Origin of the sequence: Proteiniphilum acetatigenes DSM 18083 (genome assembly GCF_000380985.1) — a bacterium.
Taxonomy (GTDB): Bacteria; Bacteroidota; Bacteroidia; order Bacteroidales; family Dysgonomonadaceae; genus Proteiniphilum; species Proteiniphilum acetatigenes.
On the sequence record NZ_KB905714.1, the window covers coordinates 1 to 26563 of the forward strand.

General features: G+C 48.1%; 14 protein-coding genes and 1 pseudogene. 1 reads left to right on the forward strand and 14 read right to left on the reverse strand.

Features of this window, described 5'->3' with window-relative positions; genetic code table 11:
- The 14 genes from F597_RS0119135 to F597_RS0119205 form a co-directional block, all read right to left on the reverse strand.
- On the reverse strand, positions 1-800 hold an 800-nt coding region (locus tag F597_RS0119135), incomplete at its 3' end, for an SDR family oxidoreductase (protein WP_019541365.1).
- A 35-nt stretch (positions 801-835) separates the two neighbouring features.
- Positions 836-2539: a glycoside hydrolase family 43 protein gene (locus tag F597_RS0119140; RefSeq protein ID WP_019541366.1), complete on the reverse strand. Its 1704-nt coding sequence runs from the start codon at positions 2537-2539 to the stop codon at positions 836-838.
- 10 nt (positions 2540-2549) lie between these two features.
- The gene (locus F597_RS0119145; protein ID WP_019541367.1) at positions 2550-4589 is read right to left on the reverse strand and encodes a hypothetical protein; all 2040 of its coding nucleotides are present in this window, start codon (positions 4587-4589) and stop codon (positions 2550-2552) included.
- Between the two features lie 99 nt (positions 4590-4688).
- Entirely contained in the window at positions 4689-5660 is a 972-nt protein-coding gene (locus F597_RS0119155; protein WP_019541369.1) for a glycoside hydrolase family 43 protein, read from the reverse strand.
- A 192-nt stretch (positions 5661-5852) separates the two neighbouring features.
- Positions 5853-6989, reverse strand: a complete 1137-nt coding sequence (locus F597_RS0119160; protein ID WP_019541370.1) for an endo-1,4-beta-xylanase — start codon at positions 6987-6989, stop codon at positions 5853-5855.
- 112 nt (positions 6990-7101) lie between these two features.
- On the reverse strand, positions 7102-8514 hold the full coding sequence (locus tag F597_RS0119165; protein WP_019541371.1) for an MFS transporter: 1413 nt from the start codon (positions 8512-8514) through the stop codon (positions 7102-7104).
- A gap of 114 nt (positions 8515-8628) precedes the next feature.
- Positions 8629-11268, reverse strand: coding sequence for a beta-glucosidase (locus F597_RS0119170; protein ID WP_019541372.1), 2640 nt, complete (start codon positions 11266-11268; stop codon positions 8629-8631).
- Between the two features lie 38 nt (positions 11269-11306).
- Positions 11307-13226, reverse strand: coding sequence for a sialate O-acetylesterase (locus F597_RS0119175; protein ID WP_019541373.1), 1920 nt, complete (start codon positions 13224-13226; stop codon positions 11307-11309).
- Between the two features lie 138 nt (positions 13227-13364).
- Positions 13365-15068 carry a GH35 family beta-galactosidase gene (locus F597_RS0119180; protein ID WP_019541374.1) on the reverse strand — a complete coding sequence of 568 codons (1704 nt, stop codon included), beginning with the start codon at positions 15066-15068 and terminating at the stop codon, positions 13365-13367.
- 140 nt (positions 15069-15208) lie between these two features.
- Positions 15209-17485 carry an endo-1,4-beta-xylanase gene (locus F597_RS0119185; RefSeq protein ID WP_019541375.1) on the reverse strand — a complete coding sequence of 759 codons (2277 nt, stop codon included), beginning with the start codon at positions 17483-17485 and terminating at the stop codon, positions 15209-15211.
- Between the two features lie 32 nt (positions 17486-17517).
- Positions 17518-18918 (reverse strand): glycan-binding surface protein, encoded by a 1401-nt coding sequence (locus tag F597_RS0119190; protein WP_019541376.1) that lies wholly within the window; start codon positions 18916-18918, stop codon positions 17518-17520.
- Between the two features lie 20 nt (positions 18919-18938).
- A complete protein-coding gene (locus tag F597_RS0119195) occupies positions 18939-20627 on the reverse strand; it encodes a RagB/SusD family nutrient uptake outer membrane protein (RefSeq protein ID WP_019541377.1) in 1689 nt (562 codons plus the stop codon).
- Between the two features lie 19 nt (positions 20628-20646).
- Complete coding sequence (locus F597_RS0119200; protein WP_019541378.1) at positions 20647-23799, reverse strand: SusC/RagA family TonB-linked outer membrane protein; 3153 nt, start codon at positions 23797-23799, stop codon at positions 20647-20649.
- 525 nt (positions 23800-24324) lie between these two features.
- Positions 24325-26259 (reverse strand): RagB/SusD family nutrient uptake outer membrane protein, encoded by a 1935-nt coding sequence (locus F597_RS0119205; protein ID WP_026327673.1) that lies wholly within the window; start codon positions 26257-26259, stop codon positions 24325-24327.
- Positions 26260-26343: 84 nt separating this feature from the next.
- Between F597_RS0119205 and F597_RS22755 the strand changes: the two are divergent.
- Positions 26344-26563: pseudogene (locus F597_RS22755) on the forward strand (hypothetical protein); the annotation flags it as partial.

Genomic DNA, 26563 nt, shown 5'->3' on the forward strand with positions numbered 1-26563 from the left:
CCGTTGAATCCTCCGTCTATGGTGATGGTTGTCCCGGTCACAAAGGATGAGGCATCGCTCACTAAATAGTGGATTGCCCCGCACAGTTCCTCGGGTTTTCCCATCCGTTTGAAGGGCGTCTGGCGTATGACATCCTCTCCCCGTTGGGTGTAACTACCATCGGGGTTTGTGAGCAAATCCCGGTTCTGTTCGGTGATAAAGAAACCCGGTGCTATGGCATTTACCCGTATCCCCTCGCCAAATTTGGCAGCCACCTCATTGGCCAGGAACTGCGTGAAGTTGGTGACCCCCGCTTTTGCCGCGGCATATCCGGCTACGCGTGTCATCGGACGGAAGGCGGCCATCGACGAGAAATTAATGATATTCCCCTTTTTTTGTTCCACCATGGGTTTGAGAAAAACCCTGGAAGGCAGCACGGTGCCGGTTAGGTTCAACCGGACCACCTTGTCGAATTCATCCAGATCCAGATCGAAAAAGGTTTGTGCGGGACTGATGTTGGCTCCCGGCATATTCCCACCGGCTGCATTGAGCAATGCGTCGATACGCCCGTACCGTCCCAATATCTCTTCCCTGTTCCGTACCAGCACAGCTTCGTCCAGCACATCAGTTCTCAGGAACAGCGCTTCCTTGCCTTCCGATTTGATTTTGTCTACACTCCCCCTGCCTGCCTCTTCCCGGCGCCCCAGGATAACTATTCTGGCGCCCTGGCCTGCCAGGTAGGATGCAATTACACTTCCCAGTACGCCTGTACCTCCCGTAATAACGATAACTCTCCCCTCTATACTGAATAAATTTTCCATCGCCAAACTATTTTTTCCTGTTATAATACTATTTTCTATTTTTCGAAATTGTTTCCCGGGTGTACTGATGTGGCATACATACCTACCGTTGCCCCGACAAATCCACCGGCTTTTTCGGTTGTCAGGAATGCCGTATCGATCTCTTCCGCTACGGTCATCCGGGTTCCATCCACGTATGTGACGTCAAAACGGAGATATGTATTCTCTGCTTTTATACTCAATATTACCGGAGTTGCGGCATATTCATCGGGGATGGCCTGTGAATACAGACGAGCGGGCACGGATTCTCCGTCAGCAAGGTAAAGGACGATCACGGGTTGATCGCCGTCCATTGTTTTTCCCAGAATGATATTGTACTTTTCGTTCTGGAAACAACATATTCCGGCTAATTCCGTTTCGGATTGCGGTACAAAGTCCATTTCCACCGAAAACTCAAAATCCAGGTGCTGGATACGTCTTCCGATATAAGCCGGATTATCAATATCATAGATACGTCTTTGTATGGCATCTATTTTCATTGCATCATCCTCGATCCTCCACCATGGGTCGATGGGCGTTCTTACGAACAACCAGTCGTAACCAAGCTTCTTCGATCCGAAACGATCCTCCCATACGAAATTCCCCGTCAGGAAGTTCGGAGCGGGCGACAGGTCCGGTTTATCGACCACCACAGGTACAGATTCTCCTTGCGGCAGAATAACGGGAAACCCGTTTTCCCATGTAACGGGCAACAGAAATGTTTCCCTGCCCGTATAATAATAATTTCCTTTATACGGACGACATCCCAGAAAAACGGCATACCATTCGCCATCCGCTGTTTCTATGATATCGGCATGTCCGGTCGAGGTCACAATCTCCGGTCTGTCTTCCGGTAAATCTTTCTGCGTAAGGATCGGATTATTCTCATAGAGAATAAACGATTCATCCAGGCTATTCGCACTGAAGATTACTTCCCTATGGTTCACAGAAGTTCCTCCTTCCGCACACATCAAATAATATTTTCCGTTTATTTTATACAGGTGCGGCCCTTCTATCCAAATCGGTTTTTGCGATTTATCCACCCCTCCGTCGATGATCATCTTCGCTTCGCCGAAAGTCTGATCCGTTGCGGGATCGAAGCGGTGTAACCATATGGCTCGATGTCCGTCATATTCGGGTTCGCCCTGGGGAGCATCGTTGTTCACAATGTATCCCGATCCATCCTCATCGAAAAACAGGGACGGATCAATGCCTCCCACTGCCGGAAGGGTAATGGGCTCAGACCATTCCCCTTTGAACGGGTCATCGGTCTTGACCAGAAAGTTCCCGATCCCGTCCACGCATGTCGTGATGACATAAAAGGTATCATTGTGCGGATTGTATTCGATAGCCGGTGCATAAATGCCGCCGGAAAGCCGGATACCATCGAGTTTCAGTTGTGACGGCCGGTTCAGTACAAAGCCTATTTGCGTCCAGTTGACCAGGTCGCGACTGTGGAAAATCGGGATTCCCGGATAATACGAGAACGACGAATTGACGAGAAAGAAGTCGTCTCCTTTGCGACAGATACTCGGATCGGGATAGAACCCGCTCAGGATGGGATTGAAGTACTGCCGCTGTGGGTCGATCTCCTTATCGAAACGGGCATCGTTCCCGGTATAAACGGCATTCCTGAACACAGCGGAATTCGTTTTGTCCGTATTACTGCATGCCGCGAACGCTAAATAGAGCAATGTACTTATATATACGATCTTTCTCATAGGTAAGGTTTCAGTTATGATGTCTCAAATCCAGTTTTATTTTTTTCAGATCGTCCAGTTCATGCATAGGCCGTTCGATGTCGTAAGGGATCGGCCTGCCCGAATATGTCTGGAAGTAGAGGAGGCAGGCGTCTTTCCACCAGACGGCATCGTGCGCATGTATTTTCAACCGCGACTGCACATGACGGAAACGGTCTCCGTCGATATAATTCTCCATCCTGTCCCATATTTTCTGGAATTCGCGCACCTGTTGTACACCTGTATCGTACCGATAACAAAGCTCATCCCATAGAGTACGGCCGTTCTTCATCGGATGGTCCCAGGGCACATGATGGAACCAAAGGAGAAGATCTTCGGGGCAGGTTGCGATATCGTTGAAATATTCCTTTAACGGAGCATGATACTGCGAAACGGCATCGCTGCCCCCGGTCGTGCGATCGAACCCGATCCCTTCTTCGCCGGCATTGTGGTAATACCTTGGAAGCCAGTCGGGGCGTACGCCCGGGATATCGCACCAGGGTTCAGGCCCGTAATGATGATCCCATGCGAAAATATGATGCAATCCCAGGGGCATCATATAATTGACGGCGGCGCCCCATGAGTCGAGCATCATCTCTTTCACGGGAGTAACGAAAGCCTCGTCCCGGGTAAACGTCATGCGCAACCACTCATCCGCAATCTCATCTGCGGTCAGCCCGTGATCCCATGCCAGCCGGCCGAACGCGTACCAGTTCGCTTGCGCAAAATGATGTCCGCACCAATTGATATCCTGTCCGATATTGGCTACCCCTGCGATGGCGCTTACCGGATGGGAGAATAATGTTCCGTCGGTTGTTTTCGCCACGGTAGAACCTTTGCCGTTGCAGTACGTATCGCTTTCGAAGAATTCTTTCCATTGCGGTGCCAGGAACACCAGATGATTGGAGAATCCAAGGTATTCCTGCGTGATCTGCAGTTCGGGCATCAGCGCCGTATGCTTCATCGCGCCGAACAACGGACTGAACGGCTCGCGCGGCTGGAAATCGATCGGCCCGTTCTTTACCTGTACAATCACATTATCACGAAACTTCCCATCCAGCGGGATAAACTCCTGATAAGCCTGCTTGGCACGGTCTTCCGGAGTAGGATTATAAACAAATGCCCGCCACATCACAATGCCGACATAAGGCTTTAATGCGTCTGCCAGCATGTTGGCACCGTCGGCATGCGTGCGACCGTAATCCTGGGGACCGGGCTGTCCTTCGGAATTGGCTTTCACCAGAAAACCACCGAAATCGGGGATCAAACGGTATATCTCCCCGATCTTATTTCGCCACCATCGTTGCACGCCGGTATCCAGCGGATCAGACCCGGAAAGCCCACTCAATATTTTTGGAGATGAAAAGTTCACCGATAAATAGACCTTTATACCGTAAGGACGCAAAATATCCGCTATTACTTTCACTTTTTGCAGGTAATCTTCTGTCAATATATCGGGAGAAGCATTCACGTTGTTCAGTACCGTCCCGTTGATGCCGATCGAAGCATTGGCCCGCGCATATTCCTTGTATCGCGGTGATATTTTTGCGGGGAGTTCATCCCATTTCCAGATGGAATATCCGGCATATCCGCGCTCTACTGTCCCGTTGAGGTTATCCCAGTGGTTCAGCAGGCGCAAATCGTATGCGGGTGATTCTTCGACCTGCAGCACACCGTTGTCGTTTTGCGTTTCCTGTAAACGCAACAAATGGTAGGCACCGTAGAGTAATCCTATGTCGGAACCCGATTGAATAGTGATTCCCGCTTGTTTATCGCCGGAAATAATATAGCTGTCCTTTCCCAGGTTTCGCAGCTTTTTATTCCGGTGTATGTGGAGTTGTACCGGTGCGCCCTTCCATTGCGTTTTCAATTCTTCTACAGCAACGGTTATGGTCGGGCTTTCCCTGTTGGCTTTCACCTGAGCCTGGGCGGTCATTTCGGCACGCAGCCATAAACGGCTTCCGTCTTCCGCTTTCAGACACCCTGCAGAAATACACAACGAGAATACTATATACAATACGGTTCTATTCATTATTTCACCTTAATAAATTTCGGATCATCAAACTCCCCAATCTCCCCAGTCTCCCACTTCTCCCAGTCTTCCTTCCCACCTGTCCACCTAACCACTTCCTTATACTGTACCCTGAATAGTCTTTATAGTTCCATCCGCGTTGTATTCCAGTTCAACGACTTTCAGGCTCCGCAACCATGTTTTGCCGCCCGAAGGGACACAATCGTGATGAAACAGATACCATTTCCCTTTAAACTCAACAATAGAATGATGGGTTGTCCATCCTACAACGGGTGTAAGGATCACTCCCTTGTATGTAAACGGGCCGTAAGGGTTGTCGCCAATAGCATAGCAGATAAGATGCGTATCGCCGGTCGAATAGGAGAAATAGTATTTGCCGTTGTATTGATGCATCCACGATGCTTCGAAGAAACGGCGTTCGGTATCGCCGGCCTTAAGCGGTTTCCCGTTTTCATCCAGAATAACCAGATCGCGCGGCTCGGCGGCAAATTCGAGCATATCTCCACGTAACCGGACAACTTTGGGACAAAGAGCCAATGCATCGCCTTCGGGCAGATCCGCACATTCCAAGGCTTTGTTGTTCCGGTAGCGTTGTAGTTGGCCTCCCCAAAGTCCACCGAAGTACATATAGTATTCCCCGTCTTCGTCAGGCCAGATACACGGATCGATGCTGTAACTTCCTTTGATGGGATTTTCCCGCGGAATGAACGGTCCTTCGGGTTTCTCACTGACCGCTACACCGATACGGAAGATATCATTTTTATCCTTCAGAGGGAAATACATATAATACTTTCCGTTCCGAAAAGCTACGTCACAATCCCACAACTGCCGGCCAGCCCAGGGAATATCTTCCGTTCTCAATACCACTCCGTGGTCGGCCACTTCCCCATGTTCCACGTCATCGAGTGAAAAAACATGGTAGTCCCTCATATTGAAATGATCTCCATTATCATTCTCAGGGATACCGCTTTCCCAGTCATGTGAAGGGTAGATGTAAAGCCTGTCGTTAAACACGTGAACCGAAGGATCGGCCATATAATCATGGGGCACCAAATATCTTGCTTGTTTCATATTATTTTAATTTAGAACCAGGATTCAAGAACCAAGACACAAGACTGTTTCTAATTGATTGATTTGGCGATTTGTAGATGAAATGATCATATTATTCACAAAAAATCTCCAAATCAGTAAATCAGTAAATCAGTAAATTATCAAATCAAATATCATGATTGTTTATCTTACTATCAATAGCAAAATCTCAGATTATTGCTCTTTACCTAATTTTATCAATTCATTTACAACCGGTTTCGGTTGATAATCCCTGTCGAAAAGTAACGGATAATCCATCCTGCCCTGCATCGGCCAGTCGTTTCTCCATGAAGTTGCATCACTCACACCCCATAGGGTTACACGGCTGATCTTGTCGTGATGTTTCAGAAATAGTTTGAAAAAATCCACATACTGTTCTTCCCATACCGTAGCTACCGGTTCGGGCAAGCCGTCGGTATACGGATTCATTTCCTGCTGGTATTCGTAACTCAGCGAAACTTCGGCAGTTACATCGGAACTGGGGAACGGGAGAACGATGATATCCATCTCCGTGATCATAACTGTCAGGCCGAGTTCAGAATAGGCCTGGATGCTTTTCTCGTATTCGTTGATATCGGGATAACCCAGGCCCATGTGTCCCTGCATTCCGATACCGTGGATGGGGATATTTTTTTCCTGCAAAGATTTTACCATGCTGACCACTCCGTTTCTTCTTCCTTCCAATCCCATACCGTAGTCATTGTAGTACAATTCCGTATCGGGATCGGCTTCGTGTGCAAATTCAAAAGCCAGCGGGATATATTCTTCCCCTATGATGGAATAGAACTTGCTGTTGCGGTATGTCCCGTCTTCCAGGATCGCTTCGTTCACCACATCCCAGCCATGTATACGACCTTTATAACGACCAACCACTGTAGTGATGTGATTTCTCATCCTTTCGATCAGCACATCGCGTGACACATCATTCCCCTCCTCGTCGGTAAAAAACCAATCGGGAGCCTGCGAGTGCCATATCAACGTGTGCCCGACCATGTGCATACCGTTCGCTTCCCCAAATTCCATAAATCTATCGGCTTCCTCAAAAAAGAATTCACCTTCTTTCGGTTGCAGGTACATGCTCTTCATGCAATTTTCGGCAGTAATCGAATTAAAATGGTGTTTTACGATCTCTACACCTGCCCTATCCCGTCCCTCTATCTGGTCGACATTCAATGCCGCACCCATCAGGAATTTACCCTGATACGCATCTTTCAGCGCCACCGTCTCTTTTTCCGGTGTACTGCATCCTGCCAACATCACCACGCAGATGAAGAGGAATGTCCAGACTGTTTTGTTATTTCCTTTTTTCATCGTTTCTGTTTTTATTTTTCAATTTTCAATTAGCAATAAATAATTAACAATGAACCATTTAACTTATTTGTTGATTTTAATTTACACATCAATAAATCAATACATTAGCACATTAACTTAACTGTCTTTCTTCGATCTCTATATTGATCTTATCGATCACATCATCTTCCAGTTCATATCTCGAGATAATAAACATAGCCAGGATAAGCAGCAATGCGGGAATAACGGCTACAAGCCACAAAATACCCTGCTCCACGAAAGGAGATTGTGAAACAGGATTTCTTTCATCAAACCCCACAAACGCCAGTACAAACCCGGGAACCACCCCACCCAATGCCATACCGGCCTTGAAGAAGATCCCGGTCAAAGCGTTCACGATTCCCGATATTCTCTTTCCTGTTGTATGTTCACCATATGAAATGACTTCCGGCACCAACGCCCACATATATCCTGTGGCAACGATTACACCCGTAGATTTCACGAATTGGGCGACAAGGACAAGCCAAACCTGCGTTTTGAGTGCGGGAACGACTGAAATGACATACAGCATCCCCATTCCGGCAATCGCTATCGAAAGGAATACATAGAACATTTGTTTTTTACCGATAGCCTTCTTTATGGCCGGTACCATCGGTAAAAAGATAAACGCGGGGATGGAACCCAAGGCCATGAAGTAGGGCATCATATCGGGAGCATTCACATTGTAGATCATGTAGTAGGACCCTGCAGAGTTACCGATAGCCATCATCGCGAAAGCCGTAATAAAGAAGAATGCAAGGATCCGCAGGGGACGGTTACGTACAAATTCCGTCCATAGATCGGATACTTTTACGAGTGCCATATCTTTCTCGTCCATGACGACCCGTTCTTTGGTCTGGGTATAACAAAAGATTAACAAAGCCAGTCCTGCAAGCGCATAAATGGTCATGGTGATAAACCATGCATTCCCGGATTCCGCCGAATTGATCTTTCCATCGGGTGAAAATGTTCTGACGATGATGGGAATACCATAAGCTACAGCCAAACCACCGAGATTTGCCAAGAACATACGTACCGATGTCAGTTTGGTGATCTCGTCGGTATCACGGGTAAGTGATGCATTCAGCGCCCCATAGGGAACATTGACCAGGGTATAGCACATCGACAAACCGATATAGGTGATATAGGCATACAGCAACGAACCGGAGAAACCGTTCCAAAAACAAAGAATGGCAAATCCGGTGAGGGGAATACCGCCCAATATCAGATAGGAGCGATATTTCCCCATCCTGGGATTCCGCTTATCCACGAAAGCTCCTACAATAGGGTCCCAGATGACATCGATCAGGCGTACGATCAGAAACATCACCGCAGCAGTGGCGGCCGGCAATCCGAAGACGTTGGTGTAAAAGATCAGCAGGTACATCGATACCGTCTGATAGATAAGGTTCTGTGCCAGGTCGCCCGAACCAAAGCCGATACGCTGTATCCGGGATAGTTTATAAAAACCTCTCGATTCGCCCTGTCTAAGCATTTCTGATTCCATTCTTGTTTGTTATTTTTTTAGTCTTTTTTTCTTCAATACTCCGTTCAATTATCATCCTTCAACCAACTTCCAACGACTATCACCTTGTCATTATACCGGGTCGGCTGTGTACAGTCATTTCACCTTCACTTCTATCTGTTTTTGATTGATTTCATCCGATGTTCCTCCATACAGGATGGTATAACTTCCCGGTTTCATAACCAACCCGTCAACGTTGCCATCGTAGAACTCAAAGGCTTCGGGGCTTATGGTTAACTCCACATGCCGGGTTTCACCCGCTTTGAGGTGTATCCTCCGGAACGCCCTCAACGACTTGTTGGGAGCCTCGGGATCGTTATTCCGCCTGACATATACTTGCACCACCTCGTCGCCGTCGCGGGTAGAAATATTTGTCACGGGGATGGTTACGGCTATCTCTTTGTTTCTCTTGATTTCTTCCGGGTTTATCCCGGCGTCTCCGTAAGTAAATGTCGAATAACTCAGCCCATGGCCGAACGCATATAGCGGCGTTTCCTTCATATAGCGGTAGGTCCTTCCTTCCATATCATAATTTTCGAAGCCCTGACGTTGCGGATCATCATGCCTGGACAGGGCATTGTCCAACTGTTCCAGGGTCTTGTAAAAAGTGACCGGCAGTCGTCCTGCGGGATTATAATCCCCAAACAACACATCGGCAACGGCGGTTCCGGCTGCCTGTCCGCCATACCAGGCACAAAGCAAAGCGTCGTAATTATGTTCGTCCTGTTCCAGTGCGAGCGCGCTACCGGTGCACAGGACAAAGACGACAGGTTTACCTGTTTTTCTTAATTCAGCAAGAAATTCACGTTGGATTCTGGGTAGGTCGATCGACACTTTATCCCCGCCTTTAAAGCCTTCGGCATTGACCGGCATCTCTTCTCCTTCGAGACTCGGCGATAGTCCTCCGACGTAAATGATGGCATCCACATCATTTAATTTCCCTATCAGGTTGGAGAAGTCCGCTTTTTCTTTTCGGAATACATCAAAACCGATACTTACATTCCGACCCTTCTGAATATGTTCGAGTACAATCTGGTAGTCTTTACCCTTTTCAAGATTTACCGCATATTCGGCGGGAACGGTTGCTTCCCGTCCCTGGCGCGACAGCACCTCTTTCCCGTCGATAAACAATCTGTAACCATCCGAAGCATGGGCCGAGAACACCACTTCTCCCGTATAGGGTGCGGTAAACAAGCCGGAAATGCGTGTCGATGTATTTTCCCTCTCCACACCCGGTGCCAGGGCAGTACCACCGTGACTGCTGTAATGGATGCCTGTGGCATTGATAACGGTCGCGGCAGCTTCCCCGCTGAAAGTACTGTTGTTGTAAAACCTGACTTCCAATCCTTTTTCTCCCTGTGGGGCACTCTTTAAGTTATCATAAAGGGATGCCCTGACCCACGGATCAACCAGGTCACAACCTTTGTCATACATGATTTCCGCAAGGGGAAGTTTCCTGCGGATTCCCTCTGCAATAGTTACCGTACTGGAAGGAATTCCATTGTAATTGCCCCATAACATCACGCTATCGGTGGCATTGGGGCCAAGAATGGCTATCTTCTTTATATTTTTGTTTAGCGGCAATGTTTCATTGTCGTTTTTGAGTAGCACCATCGATTCTCGGGCCACCTTCACCGCTTGTTCGCGGTGCTCCGGGGAATCTACGACGGAATAGGGCAGATTGCTCCAGGGTACCCTGTCGGCCGGGTCGAGCATGCCCAGTTCAAACCATCCGCGTAGCACACGGCGCAGGGAGGTGTCAATCTGCTCTTGTGTGATCAGTCCTTGCTCCAATGCTTTTGTCAGATTCTCATATACAGGGCCGCATTCCAGGTCGGTGGAATGGATAACCGCATCGGCAGCAGCGGCGGCAGGAGTTGGGTGAGTGGCATGATGATTTTCCATGAAGAAATCGTTGATGGCCCAACAGTCGGATACTACCATACCCTGGTATCCCCATCTGTTTCGCAGGATATCCAGCATTAACAAATCACTGCCGCAGCAGGGTTGACCGTCGTAAGCGTTGTAGGCGCACATTACTTCGCGGACATTGGCTTCACGGATAAGCGCTTCAAAAGCGGGGAGATAGGTTTCCCATAAATCACGTCCGGAGACCAACGCATTGTATGAATGCCTGTTCCATTCGGGGCCGCTATGGACCGCAAAATGCTTGGCGCAGGCATGGGTCTTGTAATATACAGGATGATCTCCCTGTAATCCTTTGACGGCGGCTATTCCCAGGCGGGCGGTCAGGTGGGGGTCTTCTCCGTACGTCTCCTGTCCCCGTCCCCAGCGTGGGTCGCGGAAGATATTGATATTCGGGGTCCAGAAAGAGATCCCCTGGTAGCGCCCGCGTTTCCCTTCGCGAACAAATTGGTTGTATTTGGCCCTTGCCTCATCGGAGATGATCTCGAATGTTTTCAGGTGTTCCGGTTCGTTCCATGTAGCCGCCAGGCCGATAGCCTGGGGGAATACAGTGGCCAGGCCGGCTCGCGCCACACCGTGCAAGGCTTCGTTCCACCAGTCGTATTCGGGTATTCCAAGCCGGGGGACAGCCTTTGAATTCATCATCATCAGGCCGACTCTTTCCTCGGGATCCAGCAGACCCAAGAGGTTCTCTATCCGCTCTTCAATGGGCAGGTCAGGGTTTTGGAACGGATGTTCGTAATGCACCTGACCGAATAAGGCAGGAAGGAAAAATCCTGCCAATAGACTGAATAGCAATATTTTTTTCATCTGTATAATTCTATTTTTCTACTTTTACTCATGCGAAACTACCAATCATCTGTCCGGAACGGGGAGGCTAACAGCCCCTCCTTATTCCGTAAATTCGCTTCTTCCGGGTTGTTGCTCCATGCATAGCGAACAGCTACCGGATGGGGTACTTCCCTGTTGCTGACGATCACCTCATTGCCTTTGATCGTTGCTTCCGCCCAGACAAATTTCCGGTCGCTTCCGGCAATGGCAAAATGTTTCAACGGCCCGTCCTTGCCAATCAGTCCGCTTCCGGTTTCTGTAAAGGTAAGGATAATCTTATCTCCTTCAATCCTCATTTCTTTATAAACAGGGCCCGAGCTTACGATTTTTTCCCGATACACGATTTTACGTGCACCCAGGAATAACCTGTGGCCTACCTCTTTTTTATTCAGCGGATGGACATCATTCCACTCCCCAATATCAATGGTTACAGCCAACCCTGTATTCGGAACCGTTTGCGACAATCGCAACTGCACATTCCGCAGTTCCGCCCAATGGCTTTCGGCCGGATGGGGAGGATCCTGCATGAAACCGGCCAGTTGAACGATCAGGAACGGCAACTCCGGTTGTTTCCAAAGGCTACGCCAATCACCGATCATCGCTTTCATCAGACCGTAATACTCACTGTATCTTCCCGTATTCGATTCACCCTGGTACCAGAGCACGCCTTTGATACCCCAATGTTGCAGGGGAGCGATCATCGCATTGTACAACCCTGTGGGCTTGTAATGGAAAAACGTTTCACCCGGTAATGCCGGCATCCGCGTTCCCTGCCTGTATTTCCAGGTACCTTCCAGACTTATTTCTTCGTTGTCGAACACCAATTTATACGGTTTATCCTCTACAAATCCCGGATAACCGGAATAGCTGACCAGGCGGACGGTAATCGTATTCTTTCCCTCTTTGAGGAGATTTGTAGGGATCGTATAGATACGCGGGGGATACTGATAAGCAGTAGTTCCTACAAATACACCGTTTACAAAAACCGAATCGGCGTCGACGATACAACCCAACCGCAGCACAGCGGGTTTTCCCTGCGAATGTGCCGGTACGCTGAATTCTTTCCGCAGCCAGTGCGAGCCGTTGACCGAATTCAGGCCGTCGCTTCCCCAGGTCTTGTCGAACAGGTCGACCTCTTGCCAACCACTGTCGTCATAACCGGGTGAGAACCACTCCTGCTCTCCGTTCAGTCCCGCGTCCTGTCGATAAAGGACGGCATTCCATAGATTCCGGCGTTCCCGATCGAGTTGTTGAACATCCGACACATATTCATCCGACCGGCATATATCCCGGTCGTTCAGGTAATGCGGAAAATCCGTCAGCCCCTCTTCGCTAATCCATGCTTCGGCAGGTGACCCACCTACACTGGCATTGATCAATCCTACGGGCGTTTTTGTCTTTTCGAACAGTTCCTTTGCGAAAAAGTAGGCGACCGCCGAGAAGGACAGTGCATTCTCCGGTGTCAGTTCCTGCCATGAAGTAGGGTTTATATCCTGTTGCGGATAATGGAAATTATATGCCAACGGCACTTTGATATGCCGGATCATCGGATTAGCGTAACTCTCCACTTCTTTCCGGTACAAATCCATGACCCTGCCGACGGGGAGCTCCATATTCGATTGCCCGGAACAAAGCCATACATCGCCGATTAAAATATCCCTGATCTCCAACTCGTTCACGGTCATCACATAAGGCCCTCCCGCTTTTACCGGAGGGAGTATTACCGACCAGTTCCCGCCGGTATCGGCCACCGTCGTGTAATTCTTTTCCAAAAAACGGATCTTCACCGCTTCCCCGGCATCGGCAGTTCCCCAAATGGTTATATCCCGGTCGCGCTGCAACACCATTCCATCCGAAACCAGCACAGGCAGGGTTACCTTCGCTTCGCTCAGGAAGACACAGGAGAGGATCAAAAAAAGGATCAGACGATATTTCATACTCAAAATTTAAAATTCAATATTCAAAATTTCATCCTCCGGTTGGAAGATACTATTCCGAATCAATCATTTTTCACTATTCACTTTTAGTTCACTCTCAGGCGTTATCCCTGTCACCTTGTATACATCCGATTTTCATTATCTGTATTCGTATAATTTTACATGGAGAATGCTGAAATCATCTACCGGGATGCGCACATGGCGTCCCTGATGGGTCTGGTCTCCGTTCAGACGACGTACATATCGCAACGTTCCGTCCTCCTCTACCCGCACTTCGTCCACATAGCCGATGCCGATCCGTGAACCACCGTCCCAGGCCGTTGCCGGCAGAGGCTCACCGCCGGCAACGGCGAAGCCGTCTTCGCCCAGACTTCTGCGTATTCGGTTCTCACTCTCCGTTTCAAACTCTATCACAATCCCACTTCCGGCAACCAGGTATTCCAATTCGCCCAGCTTAAGGATAAGCCCCCCTCCTTCCGGCCATTCGCTACCGTCGGTAGCACGCGGATCCCAGGGCAGGGTAAAAAAGTGGCGGCAATTGATCTTCAGCCCGTCTCGTTCCAGAATACGTTCCTTATTTTCCCGGTCGAACAGCAATCCGTTCATCAGTTCACGTCCCTGGTATTTTACCAGCAACGGCATCAGTTCTCCTAACCGCGCATACGCCTGTACCAGGGGTACCGATGTTTCATCCGATCCGTTCTCAATGGAGAACGGACTGAATCCGATGGCATCGTGTTCACCAAAGACATAGAAAGCTCTCACACCGTTATTATCCGCCAGACGGATCTCGGGGATGAACAACGGATTGTTATGCAGTTTATATTGTGCCGTCCAGGCGGGAAAACCGTCGTCATACAGGTCCGGGGCAAGAAAGTCAATACCGGGCGCCGCACAGTGCCAGATATCGATCAGATGGGCCAACGGGCCGGCGGACGGGTATTCACCCGGTTTTCGCCCCCGGCTGTTCATGGCCGCATTGACAAAGAGCGGCACACTATGGATAGAACGTGCTACCTGTGCCATCCGTTCCACGTAACGGGCATAGTGCCATGCCATAAACAATTCGTCCGTATAAAGATCTTCCCCGAAAACCTCTTGCCAGTTTCCGTTTGTTTTGTAACCGTTGGCTCCCCATTTTTCAAGCATCTGAGGATATAGCGTTTTCCGGTTCTGCTTCAGGTAATCCGTCAGTTCACCGGGAACAGGAGATTCAAAAAATTTATTGGCTACCTCCGAATAATCGCGCGCATCTTCCAGCATGCCGATCTCGTTCTGTATCTGGATCATAATGACCGTTCCCTCCTCTTTATCGGTGGCTGCAATGTGTTGAATCCATTGGGTAAAAGCACGGCTGTCCGCCTGATACACATTTTCCGAAAACGCGCTGGCTATTTCCAGCGGTTTTCCGGCTTTGGTGCGTGCCCGGGGATATTTTTCATAATTCTCCTTCAACCAGAGGGGCGCATAACAGCTCATCGAATTCTTCCAGGCCCCGAACCACAGGAAAATAACTTTCAGGTGGTTTTCACGGGCCTGTCGGATCACTTTGTCCGTGAGCGTAAAGTCGTATATTCCTTCCATCGGTTCTGTCAGATCCCAGTAAGCAGGAACCAGCACAGTATTGAGTCCCATCCGTCGCAATTTTGGAAAAATACGCTCAATGTCTTCGACGGACGCAGCGGAAGAGTTACCCAATTCACCGCCCAATACCAGAAAAGGCGCCTGGTCGACGATCAATTGGGTAGCACTTCCCTGTTTCTGCAGATAGGGGATGGAGTGCTGAGCCTGCAAAGGCAACAGGATAAACAGCAATATCCGGAAGAGCGTGTATCTTCTCATTGTATTCCGGAGTTTATTTCTTTTTATGCTCACAGGTGGTTGCTTCATTCAATTCAACAATAGGGATGCAAAATGCGGGGACAGAGGCCACGGGACCTCTGCCTCCCATTTTGCTTCTTATATGACTACTTTAGCCATTTTTACTCCTCTTCATCGGTATACACATTCACGTAATCATCGCCGGAAAAATCCTCGCTCACATCACGTCCGGCCAGGCCGTCGCAAAATCCTTTATAGGCGTGCTTCCGTCCATAGTCCCTGTCGAACAGGTTGGGACTCTCATCGGGCAACCAATACTCATGTTCCCTCGGATGGTCCGTCAGCGTCCAGATGGTAACGCCCGATCGTTGGGACTCCGGTATATGTTTGATATAAGATTCGGCGATGTATTGGTAGGTCAACGCCTGCATCTCCAGTTGTCCGGCGCTTGGAGTGGCCGTACCTAAACGCACATCCAGTTCTGTTACACGAACTAATTTTCCGGTATTGGCCATTGTCCGGAACATATTATCGACATTGGTTTTGAACGTAGCGGTCGTATCGGCGGATACGTGCATCTGCGTACCGATACCGTCGACTACCTGCCCGTTGTCTTCAATGTACTTTACAAAATCAATCAAGGCATTTAATTTTGCCGGATTGCTTTCCAGATTATAATCGTTGACGAAGAGCTTGGTTCCGGCAGATGCGTATTTGCGGGCATACTCGAACGCTTTCACCGCATATTCCTGGCCGATGTAATAGCCCCAATAGAAATGATCGGATTCCCAGTTCAGTTCCAGCCCGTTCTCTTCTACCGGATGGGAGTCTTCACTCATAAAGTTGCCTCCGATACCGCGCCATTGGTTGTTATCGGCAATGGGTTCGTTGATCACTTCCCACGCCTGAATTCTTTCGCCGGTATGCTCCAGGATGCCTTTGATCCACGTCTCCATTGCGTCCAGCAAAGCCGCTTTCTTTTCCTCGGCCGTTTTGTACACATAGGTGATGCCTGAAGATCTGGTAGACCTGGTTGTAGCGACTTCCTTTTTTTCTCCGAACTTGATATTATCGACATAATAGGTTCCGGCTGTTTTTCCAAAGTTGATACAAAGACGGCTCATTCCTTCTTTTGTACAAACAAATTCTCCTTCGATGGGTATCCACGTATTGATAACGGTTTCACCGCTTACATACCCTTCACCGTCGTAAGATGTCGGATGCTGAACCTGAAACGTAAAGTCCGGATTCACCACTGTCGCTTTTACCATTGCCGAATACATATAGGTTTTACCAACTTCCAATGCCGCCGGCAGCGTGTAAGCTGTTTGAGCACTCCATGAATCCGCATCACTCGGATTAACCATTACCATACAGTAATCACTGTTGTAGCCTTCTCCTTTCTCGGAGACAGAACGGGTTGAACTATTTCCCCATCCTCCCCATGCTCCGATCGTTCCGTTTTCGAAGTTACTGTCTTCACCCAGCACGTTGATCATTTTCTCTTCAATCTTTTTGCCGAATTTGAAATTATCAATATAATAATCTCCGGCAACCTTCCCGAAATTAATCAATACCCGGTTCACATTGTCATACGAGCAGGTAAATTCACTCTGGCATAATACCCACGAGGTCCCAACGTCAAACGTGCTGTACCCTTCCTGACTTCCGTAAGTAGGATTGTTCTGCACCTGTACCTGCAACTGTCCGGCGGCGGAGTTGGATCTTGCCATAAACTGGAATACATATGTAGCGCCCTCTTCCAGATATCCTGAAAGGTCATAGGCTGCCTGTGCACTATAGGCATTGGCATCAGCAGGATTTGACAGGATCAGGGCATAATCGCTTTCATACCCTTCACCCTGAGCTGAGATTCTTCTCGAAGAACTGTTTCCCCAGGAATTCCAGGGGTTAACTGTACCGTTTTCGAAATCGGAGTTTTCAATGATATTTTCCAGTACATCGTCCGGATCCGTGATAATGATCACTTCCGGGGCGATCAACGATTTCAGGTAGGCCTGCCGTTGCTGGGTATGCCACAGTAACGTATGTCCATAGATTTTCATATCTGCCGGAAGGGTATTGATAAATGCGTCGATGGTGGTAAAATCCAGGTCGCCGTTATTCCTCACAACTGAAGAGTGTTTCATGGCGTTTCCTGTTACAACCATCTGGAAGTTATTGTCCACGACTTCTTTATAAGCAGGATCATCTATGTACAATTCAGCACCGATACCGACAGCTACTGTCATTCCCGCAGGTACATACGTCTTGATGAAATCATAATTGGCTATCTTTTCAGCCAGATTCAGGGGAATTTCCGAAGGGCTGACAGGATTATGCCCGTCGGGCGTTTTCCATTCCATTACCTGGTCGTCGCAACTGTTCAGCATGAGCGCACCGGCCACTATGGGTAGAATGATTTTATGTAGTTTCATTATTCTTATTCTTTAATTTGTTACGATTAAGCTTATTCGGTCTCGTCTTCGGGATAATCCGAAATCGTGATACTCCTGCAAGGCACTACACGCCAGTTGTCCAAATAGATACGAGAATTAAACGTGGTGGCCGTCACATTTACGCCCTGATAGGTGAAATCCGTGTTCACAAAACCGATACCGAAATTCCTGTATGTAGAGGCATTGCGCTCATCTACTACATTCTGGAAAACAGGTGTTTCTCTGTTTTCTATTTGCGCCGCATACTTTTTGAAATCACTGAACGGTATCGTTACTGTCTGCCATCCGTCCGTTGTGAACGGTACAACCTTACCTTCCTGTATCCAGGGAACATAGAAAGCGACTTGTTTGGAAGCAGCGTCATCGTCTGACCCGATGCCGGAGAAGTTGAAGTTATTGAACAGGGCTATCTGAAGTTGTCCCGTACCGATCCACGCTTCAGGCACGTACACATCAAACTGGAGGGCTACTTCGGTCAGGGGAGTAGTAGCAGGAATATAAGCGTACATGCGGCTCCAGTCGTCGCGATCATCGTCATTCCCGGCTGTCCAGCATTCGGCCGCACGCGGTTTCCCGGGAGCAATTCCGCCCGCCGTGATCAGGCGCTCGGGAACAAACTGCACACTTTTACCCCGACCACTGTTCAGAGGATCATTGACCAGATCTTCATCGTTGATCATAGAACCGGTTTCACTCCAACTCCAGAATCCTTGTGTACCATTCCCATCGAAATCAAGCACCATGCAGTCGGTATTATTGAAATAGGCGGGCGTAGCAGCCGTACCGTTGGCACCCTCCGAATAGACCGAACCGCCTTTGGTGATATCCGAAGGCATTGTAAATGAATACCACTCACCGTCTTCATCACTCTCGATACCACTTGATATTTCGGTTCCGTCGGGAAGGGTAATTTTCGTGGTCTCATGCAATCCCCTGCCATAGACATATACTGTCTCACCGGCTTTCGGCAGCGTATTGCTGATGCTTGTAACGGAAGGAGAGGCCGCCCGTATGGTAAACGTGTAACTGGTCTCCGTTCTGTCTTTTATAAAACGGATGATATCGCGTACATCGGGATCCGCATCGACAACGGGAGTACTGCTGTTGATCTGGATGAGCATAGAGTTATCTGTTACGTACGCACGGTTGAAATACGTATCATATCCATTGACATACACCTTTTTCATGCCATACAATCCTTTCCCTTCCACACGGATCAGTTGGCCCAGACGGGCGAAATCAACAGGTCGGTCAGGGACTGAAGATTCATGATCTTCCAGATAAATTTGATCTATTACGATCGGCATGTCCTGGTATTTGCCGTCAAAGTATTCATCCTCGTTATTGCACGCAACGAACCCTACAGACAAAAATACCAGACACCATAACCATATATAGTTTGAATTTTTCATATCCTTTTTATTTCAGTTGGTTAGTTAAACAAATCGGAAACCGTAACTTCTTTTTCTCCGAACTCAAACGCTACGGGATCGTTATTCAGGAGCGGATTCCGTCCGCGGTCCACATCCGATATGGGCAACACCAGATTAGCGGCCGTTGCAACGGCAACCCCTGTCCCTTCACCGGTTTTGGCATATTGGCTTTCTTCGGTTTCATCCCATTCGTAGCCTGCGTTTCTATCCTGATTATTTAAATAGTTGACTACTTCCTGCTGCCTGTAATAGGCACGCCGCACAAGATCATACCAATATTGGCCCTCCAGTGCAAGTTCGATGCGACGTTCATACCGGAGATCTTCGTAGGTGATGGATCCCAATGCCGGCATGCCGGCACGCCCACGGATCAGGTTCACATACGTAAGTGCGGTAGCGTCGGTAGTAACCGCATTGTTTCCGAGAATCGCTTCGGCCAGGTTCAGGTACACTTCGGCCAGACGCATCATATAGGTATTGAGGCCGCTGCTCTGTTGATAGCTCTGGCCGTTGTCATCAATCTTGCCGATCACATATTTCTTGATGTTGCACTTTCCTTCATATCCGCTTTCGGTCTCGTTGTAGATGTACCCACCATTCTTCACATTCAGGTCCGGATATTCCTCCCCAACTGTGGCAATCGTATAATGACGCCGGATCCTATCCTGTTTATCATAAGCCTGTACAAGGTCGTAGGAAGCATAGGTCGCATTTCCCCAGTTCGTCTCGCCCACCATGGTCGACCAGGAAAAGAAGGCCGGCATAGGATTATTGGCTCCCCAACCGATCGCGTCGGTGCTGCCCTGTAGCCACTGTAGCTGGAAAACAGATTCGCTGTTGTTGTTGGTGGTGGATACGGCAAAGAGGTCACCATAATTGCCAAGCAATGAGTAAGGCCCTTCTTCTATTGCCTTCAGGGCCGCCCTGCGGGCAAGATCCAGATAGTAGGGATTGCGTGTGCCGCGGTTAAAGTCAGTAGCAATATTGTTACCGTTGTACTCACCTTCCGAGGTCAGCCCCGCCATGGAAAGATAAACGCGGGATAATATCCCATAAGCGCTGTAACAGGTGACACGTCCTTCATTCGAAGCCGTTCTTGACAGATTGGCTGCCGCATATTCCAGATCGCGGATCGCAAATTCTATGACATCAACACCCCGATGGGCGGGAACCACGGAATTATTGACCATTTCGGCCGTATTTTCGTAGATGATGCCTTTCCCCCACAAAGAACCGATATACCAGTAGGCCAGTCCGCGCATAAACCGTGCTTCGGCATAGGCCTGCACCTTAGCGGCTTCACTCACTTGCGGGCCGGAATACTGCCGGATATTATTGATGGTATAATTGGACTGTGCCACTACTGAATAAAGAGATCCCCATGCTTCTTCCAGCCCTTCGCTTAGCGCTGTTTCGGTGAAATTGGTATAAGGATAGATATAGGGAGACCAGCGGGCCGTAATGTTGTTGGCGCGACCGTCGCCCATCCCGTAGTAGAACTTTTCATTGAAGCTGTACCACACATAATTGTATAAAGGTGCGGTAGCCGCTGCTACAGCCTTGTCACTATCGAAGAACGTCTCCTGGTTGGCATTTGTGGTATTATCGTGCGTCAGGAAATCTTCGCAGGAGGTCAATGCCAGGAAACCGCTTAACGCCGCTATGATGAATATTGTACTATTTTTCATTGTATAATTCTTTTTAAATTCAGAATGAAACATTTAACCCGATAGTATAGATACGGGGCGAAGGATAACGCCCGTAATCCACACCGGTCATCAACGCATCGCCGTACATGGAACCTACTTCCGGATCAAGTCCTTTATATTTGGTCCATGTATATATATTCTGGATGTTGGCATATATCCTCACATTGCTGAGGTATATCCTTCTGACCCATTCCTGCGGGAGCGTATACCCTACTGATATATTCTGGAGACGGATATACGAAGCATCCTCTATGAGCAGGTCACTCACACGGGAGTAATTATTGTTTGCATCGGACTCCTGCAGGGCAGGCATTGTCGGGGAGCCGCCTACTACATGAAGATTACGGTAATCTTCTGCCGGCCCGTTGGGGTCAATCAGTGCGACTCTGGCATAATCCAGCGAAGATTTAAGAATGTTGGCATTGGAGCGGGGATCTTCAATCCGGTAACGGGTCAGGTTCAGCGCCTTGTTACCGTAAGAGCCCGAGAAGAATATTGTCAGATCCACACCTTTGTAAGAAAAGGTATTCCCGATACCGTACGTGAATTTGGGTTCCGGATTACCGATAAACGTGGCATCCTCATTATTGATCTTGCCGTCGTTATTGATATCCTCGTAGATATAATCACCAATCCAGGTACTGTTTTTCGCAATCGTATTGCCCTCGGGGATCGCCACTTGTCTTACATTGCCATCGGCATCCTTGTAATAGAAATCGGTTGCATCGTCGAAACGCCCGATCACCTTGTATCCCCAGAACTGACCGATAGGCTGTCCCACGGTTGTTTTCGTAACAATATAATTGGTAGAGCTGGGTTGATAACTCTTTTCGATGGAAGAGTTGTCGGTATCGAGTTCGAGCACCTTGTTACGGTTAAGGGAGAATACCAGATTGGAAGTCCACATAAAATCTTTATTTGTGATATTGGTGGTATTCAGGGTAAGCTCAATTCCCTTATTTTCAAGGGAACCGACATTTCCCCACGGATTCGCGGCCGCTCCCTGTCCGCTTGACCCGAGATAGGCCGGCAAAGGAAGTTGCAGCAGCAGATTATTGGTTTTCTTATAGTAAAGGTCGCCGATAAACTCGATACGGTTGTCGAGTAATCCCACATCGACGCCCACGTTATAGGAATAAGTGGTTTCCCATGTCAGTTCCGGATTGGCCGTATTCCCCGTCAATACGCCGGTACCCCAGGGAGTGGTTTTAAAGGAGAGCAATGCCATATAGGCATAATCATTGACATTCTGGTTACCGGTTGCCCCCCAGCCGGTACGGAGTTTCAAATTATCGATAGTCCTGTTGTCCAGTAAAAATGATTCCTGGGATGCACGCCAGGCGAATGCCAAAGAGGGGAACCATCCCCACTTATTGCCTTTCGCAAATTTGGAAGAACCATCCCGGCGGATCGTTGCGGTCAATAAATAACGGTCGTCGAACGAATAGAAAGTCCTCCCGAAAAACGAAGCGATGGAGTTGGCTATACGCGAACCGGTAGTTGTGGAGGAGGTAATATCCCCGGCACTCAGGTCGGGTGTTGTGTTTGTCAGGAACCCCGTAGCGGTTCCCACCTGGTTTTCCCAATTCGATTGTGACATTTCCTGACCGACCATCACATTGAGCGCATGTTTTTCAGCCAACCTTGCGTCGTAAGTCAGGATATTCCGCCACGACCAGTATCTGGTATCGGTCTTGGTCCACCGGGAAGTGCGTGTATCACTCGTCTTGATGCCGAATTGGTAATCGGGTTGATAATAATAGTATTTATTGAAGTTATAATCATACGAAACCTCCGTCCTGAATGTCAATCCTTCATACAAAGCAGCATCCAGATAGGTGTTGAAACGGAAATTGGTTTTCTGGTTATTGTTGGTGCGGATGGAAGCAAGACCTACGGGATTATCCGGCATCCAGACATCGTCCGGCCCGTCGAATGAACCGTCGGGGGAGGTAACGGCCACGGTAGGCTGTTGAAGCAATGCACTCATAATCGTGTTATTATCGGTTCCGACATCTTGCTTGGATTCGGCAAAAGAGAAATTCACACCGCCACGTAACCACGATTTAATCTGGGTGTCGATATTCGAACGCAGGGAAAGACGGCGAAAGCCGGACCCCAGGGCAATACCGTCCTGATTAAGGTAACCTCCGCTGAAAGCATACGTTGTTTTTTCAGTCCCTCCGCCTACGGAAAGATTATGGCTCGTCATGGCTGCTTTACGGAACAATTCGTCCTGCCAGTTTGTCCCTTCCCCCAGAAGGTCAGGGCGGACAAAGGCGCTGCTTTGATCCACCAACCCGAGTGCCGCACGGTCGTTATGATGGATCGCGTATTCCCGCAGATTCAACATTTCTAACTGCTTAGGCATTTCCTGCCATCCTACATACCCATCGTATGTAACGGTTGATTCGCCCGCCTTTCCCCGTTTCGTGGTAATCATGATCACACCGTTGGAAGCACGTGCACCGTAAATGGCTGTTGCGGAAGCATCCTTCAATATATCCATGGAAACAATATCCGAGGGATTAATGCTGGAGAGCGGGTTACTGGAATCGCTGTCGGTCGACGAATCCACGATGACTCCGTCAATCACGAAAATAGGTTGGTTGGTTGCATTCAAAGAGTTCGTTCCCCGGATGCGTATAGCCGAACTGGCACCCGGAGTACCGGAGTTTGCCTGTATCTGCACCCCGGCGGCACGTCCTTGCAAAACCTGGTCAATAGATGTGGGAATTGATTTTTTAATGGCCGCATCCGTCACGGAAACAACTGCGCCGGTTAAATCGCTACGTCTCATCTGGCCGTAACCGACCACAACCAATTCCTCCAACAGTTCGGTATCCTCCTGCATCACTACATTTACAGTTGTTCTCCCGTTCAGGGCGACTGTCTCGGGACGCATCCCCACATAAGATACATCTAACGTAGCATTGGAAGGTACATTTGGCAATGTAAAATTACCCTCTATGTCTGTTACCGTACCGATTGACGTTCCCTGCACCTGAACGGTCACCCCTATCAACGGCTCACCTCTTGTGTCGGCAACCGTTCCTCTCACGGTAACATTCTGGGCAAATACCTGTTGGGAAAATGCACACAGTAACAGGAACAAAATCCCTTTCGATAGATTTAAAATTTGCTTTTTCATCTCATTTTTTCATTTGTTTAATTTAATAAATCCTTATACGATAAGCAACTATCGGTAATAGATTAGTGAATTTTCAGTATTATACTCTTTCCTATCTCCCTCATACGTCCATAATCATTCCCTGCTGTTTCAGGAGGTTCATCAGGTAATTACTTTTACCATCCGTTAGATCAGGCTTATTTTCTTCATGTATTTTTTACAATAATAAAATATATTATATATTAATTATCAGTATATTATAATCATATAATACAATATTATTAGACATAAATAAAAATTACTTATTGTACATAATACATATATAGTAAATTTTATTGAATACAAATTTACTCATTTTTATCAAACAAGAATCAAAACAAACAGAAAAAATAACAAAAATAAATTAACAGACCATATTACAGCTAACGGCTGATCGCCTCCCCCGTAGCGGACTTGCACCATCAAGCTACTAATCGTGTACAGCACACAAAAAAAGAGGGTGATTTAGAATTCACCCTCTTCCGATCACTTATACAGAAAAAATTATCAATACCCGGGGTTTTGATAGGCCTTCTTCTCTTCATCGCTCATCGTCATACCGTCAATCTGACTTTGTGGTATGGGACGCAAATAGTGGAAAGGCTGGATATCCCGGGTATAAGTTACAGGGGTGTGATCACCGGCAGCATCTCCGCATATAGTATAGGATCCGGCTAACTCTGCCCATTTCTGGGTACGTACCAGGTCATACCAGCGATAACCTTCTCCAAAATATTCACGGCTCCGTTCTTCCAGAATATAATCGATATCAATTACAGCGGGTGTTGCTGCGACCATCGCGGTACTGTTGTCCTCGATCTTTTCATAATTCCCGTTATTCTTCCAGCGCCACATACCGGCACGGGCACGAAGCACATTCACCAACTGACGTGCGGTCATGGATCCGCTGGCACCTTTCACAGCCGCCTCTGCGGCAATCAGATAGAACTCGGAGAACTTGGCAATATTCCATGGACGTGTAATTGCACCATTGGGTTGTCCGAGGCCTGTGCCACTATCGGTACGGTAGGTTCCCAATTTCCATAAACCGGGATAATAGATACGGCTGATCCCGCTTGGAGCAATTACCCAATCGGCTCTGCCGGGCAGAGTGCCGGCTCCCACGTTACTCGGTCCTGCACCTGCAGGATAAGTTACGGCTACTCCGGGTTCTTCATCGAGGAAAGTAAGTACCGGCTCTCCGTTTCTTACCGGCAGACCGTTTGCATTATACAGGAATTCGTTACTTATCCCTGCTTTTGCCCAGTTTCCGTAATAAACGGTTGCAAATGTTCCGTCGAAGCGGCTGTCATTCGATTTATCGTCAAATGTCTCGGTATAGGCCTCAATGGTTGGCGCCATACGGGTCCACGGACGACCGCCCCATTGTGCCGCGTCACGCTGTACGGATGAGATTCCATAGGTTGTTCCGTCTGCGGAACTACGGATGTTACCATAGTTGGAAGTAACAAACCATACGGCAAAATTCTCGGGGGCACCTCCGTTAGACCATGATAAGCTTGCCTGATTGTAATATTCATCCTCGATATGATCGGAATAAAGTACAATTTCTTTATTGCGGTCGTTGCTGCCGAGATGCACATCGTAGAAATAATCGAGCAACCCGAAAGAACCCGGATTATTGATCCCCTGTAAAGCTATATTATAGGCCTCCTGAAAATACCAGGCAGCGTCGTGACCATCAGGGTCTGTACGGGCTACCTCCGGATAGGTGGGAATATTATTCGGATTTTCGAGCCACCAGGCATAGGTGAGATAGGCTTTTGCCAAGAACAGACGGGCAGCGGTTTTTGTCACTCCACCGGTTACACGTCCTGTTTCGGGAAGGTTGTCAATGGATATTTTCAGATCGGGAAAAACCGCTCTCGTATAGACTTCGGGCACTGTATTACGAACTGAAACACGTGAAGGGGAGGTGTTGAATTTCAGCTCACCCGCTCCCAGATCGAGGGGTATGCCGCCAAAGGTCTGTACCAGGAGAAAATAGTCATATGCGCGCCAGAACCGGGCCTCGGAAATCAGTTCTTCCGACAGTCCCACTTCGCTTGCATTTTCTATAATACCGCTGGCGGTATTGATATTGGAATAGACTGCATTCCAGAGAGCATCGGAACGGCTACTGGAAGGATTCAGAGAGCCTACGCCCGACATGTCCGTATCTTTAAAGTTATTATCCGCACTCTGAGCATAGGTATACTCATCGGTACCGTTTTGTGCGGCAGCATAATAGTACTGCCCCAAAAAGTAACGGGTATGGGCATATAAAGAGGTCAATCCGTACTGAATACCCTGTTCGGTTTTGAAGAATCCCGGCTCATAGATAGAGCGGGGCTTCTCTTCCAGAATGTCGTTGGAACAACCGGCTGCGATCAATAGTATTGCAATCACTCCAGCTATTATGGTATAATTTATTTTTTTCATATCTATATTATCAATACTTCGGTAAATATTCAATTAACTAATTAAAATTCAATGATTTACATAACATAGTTTAACATAAAAAAGATGGTTAAGCAGCTGATTATCAGTATCTTTATAGCTGATCAAAGTCTATTAAAGATGGATAAAACCAGCATACTTAACCAATATAGAGGTATCTGCGGTGATGTTCTAATTGAACTAACCACGAAGTTAAACAAAAGTTTCAAATCATTCCTTATGGAGACGTTTATTTTGTATCTGGTCATTCCCGGCAGGATTAATTTCCTACAATTAGGGAGATATG

Excerpts from the sequence above, each read along its gene's own strand:
- F597_RS0119140 (WP_019541366.1), bottom strand. The coding sequence starts at position 2,539 with ATGAGAAAGATCGTATATATAAGTACATTGCTCTATTTAGCGTTCGCG.
- F597_RS0119145 (WP_019541367.1), bottom strand. The coding sequence starts at position 4,589 with ATGAATAGAACCGTATTGTATATAGTATTCTCGTTGTGTATTTCTGCA.
- F597_RS0119155 (WP_019541369.1), bottom strand. The coding sequence starts at position 5,660 with ATGAAACAAGCAAGATATTTGGTGCCCCATGATTATATGGCCGATCCT.
- F597_RS0119160 (WP_019541370.1), bottom strand. The coding sequence starts at position 6,989 with ATGAAAAAAGGAAATAACAAAACAGTCTGGACATTCCTCTTCATCTGC.
- F597_RS0119165 (WP_019541371.1), bottom strand. The coding sequence starts at position 8,514 with ATGGAATCAGAAATGCTTAGACAGGGCGAATCGAGAGGTTTTTATAAA.
- F597_RS0119170 (WP_019541372.1), bottom strand. The coding sequence starts at position 11,268 with ATGAAAAAAATATTGCTATTCAGTCTATTGGCAGGATTTTTCCTTCCT.
- F597_RS0119175 (WP_019541373.1), bottom strand. The coding sequence starts at position 13,226 with ATGAAATATCGTCTGATCCTTTTTTTGATCCTCTCCTGTGTCTTCCTG.
- F597_RS0119180 (WP_019541374.1), bottom strand. The coding sequence starts at position 15,068 with ATGAGAAGATACACGCTCTTCCGGATATTGCTGTTTATCCTGTTGCCT.
- F597_RS0119185 (WP_019541375.1), bottom strand. The coding sequence starts at position 17,485 with ATGAAACTACATAAAATCATTCTACCCATAGTGGCCGGTGCGCTCATG.
- F597_RS0119190 (WP_019541376.1), bottom strand. The coding sequence starts at position 18,918 with ATGAAAAATTCAAACTATATATGGTTATGGTGTCTGGTATTTTTGTCT.
- F597_RS0119195 (WP_019541377.1), bottom strand. The coding sequence starts at position 20,627 with ATGAAAAATAGTACAATATTCATCATAGCGGCGTTAAGCGGTTTCCTG.
- F597_RS0119200 (WP_019541378.1), bottom strand. The coding sequence starts at position 23,799 with ATGAAAAAGCAAATTTTAAATCTATCGAAAGGGATTTTGTTCCTGTTA.
- F597_RS0119205 (WP_026327673.1), bottom strand. The coding sequence starts at position 26,259 with ATGAAAAAAATAAATTATACCATAATAGCTGGAGTGATTGCAATACTA.